Genomic DNA, 1,421 nt, shown 5'->3' on the forward strand with positions numbered 1-1,421 from the left:
GGCGTTCGGGCAGCACCGGCTGATCCCGCTCATGCCGCGGTTTCTCGAACGCTATCCGGAAATCGCCGTCGATCTGGTTTTGACCGACAATGTCATCGACCTGATGGAGGAGCGCGCTGATGTCGCCATCCGCGCCGGGCCGCTCGGTGAATCCCGTTTGGTGGCGCGCAAGCTCGGGCAGAGCCGGGTGGTCGTCGTCGCCGCGCCACCTTACCTGAGGAAGCACGGCGCACCCGGAACGCCGGCCGATCTCGATCATCACAACCGGATGGGTTTCTGCTTCGTGCGCCATGTCGACGGCTGGCCTTTTGTCGACGCGGCCGGCAAGGCGGTTGTCGTCCCGATCACCGGAAACGCGCTGGTCAGTGACGGCGAGGCGATGCGGCTGATGGCGCTCTCGGGCACTGGCATCGCCCGGCTGGCGCGCTGGCATGTGGAGCCCGACATCGCCGCCGGGCGGCTGATACCGCTTCTGGAAGACTTCAACCCCGGCGACGAGGAACTCACCCACGCCGTCTATGTCGGGCAGGGCAAGCACTTGCCGGCACGGGTGCGGGCCTTTCTCGACTATTTGGTCGAGACTGTCCGGCTGACCTGAGCCTAAAGAAGATCGGGAGCCCAAAGAAGATCGGGAGCCGCCAGCTCCCGAAAATCGAAGATCAGATTGAATTACTTTTTCGGCGCAAAGGGCGCCGGACGCCGGCCCGCTGCCTGACGCTCGAGCATCCAGCCCGGATATTCGGGTGGAAGCGCGCTGACCTCGTCGAGACGAGCAAGATCGTCGCGGTCGAGCTTCAGCTCGGTGGCGGCAAGGTTCTGTTCGAGCTGCTCCATGCGGCTGGCGCCGATGATCACGCTCATCACGAAGGGTTTTGCCAGCACATAGCCCAAAGCGACCGTGGCGACGCTGACGCCATGCTTGCCGGCGATCTCGCGCATGACGGCAACCGCCGCCCAGGCGCGGTCTTCATTGACCGGCGGGAAATTAAAGCTGGCGCGACGGCCCTCGCCATTGCCGGTGGCACCGGGTCCGTATTTGCCGGAGAGCAGACCACCCGCCATCGGCGACCAGACCATCAGCCCAAGCTGCTCCTCGTTGAGCAGCGGAACGATCTCGCGCTCCAGATCACGGCCGGCGATCGAATAGTAGGACTGGACCGTCTCAAAACGGGCGAAGCCCTTGCGGTCGGCGATGCCGAGCGCCTTGGCGATGCGCCAGGCGGCCCAGTTCGAGACGCCGACATAGCGGACCTTACCGCTGGCAACCAGATCGTCGAGCGCCCGCAGCGTCTCCTCGATCGGCGTCACCGCATCGGTGCCGTGAAGCTGATAGAGATCGATATGGTCGAGCTGCAGCCGTTCGAGGCTGCTCTCGACCGAGTCCATGATGTGGCCGCGCGAGGAGCCGCGCTGGTTGGGGC

2 protein-coding genes are annotated in these 1,421 nt (G+C 65.0%); one reads left to right on the forward strand and one right to left on the reverse strand.

Going from position 1 to position 1,421, the window contains the following annotated elements; all coding sequences use genetic code 11:
* Positions 1-598, forward strand: a 598-nt coding sequence (locus EOA86_RS34640) for a LysR substrate-binding domain-containing protein (protein WP_245497475.1), incomplete at its 5' end; no start/stop codon positions are given.
* A 71-nt stretch (positions 599-669) separates the two neighbouring features.
* Here the strand turns inward: EOA86_RS34640 and EOA86_RS34645 are convergent.
* Positions 670-1,421 (reverse strand): aldo/keto reductase (locus EOA86_RS34645; RefSeq protein WP_164892326.1); only part of this gene is annotated, 752 nt, incomplete at its 5' end.

Origin of the sequence: Mesorhizobium sp. M5C.F.Ca.IN.020.32.2.1, from assembly GCF_004023105.1 — a bacterium.
Lineage (GTDB): Bacteria > Pseudomonadota > Alphaproteobacteria > Rhizobiales > Rhizobiaceae > Mesorhizobium > Mesorhizobium wenxiniae.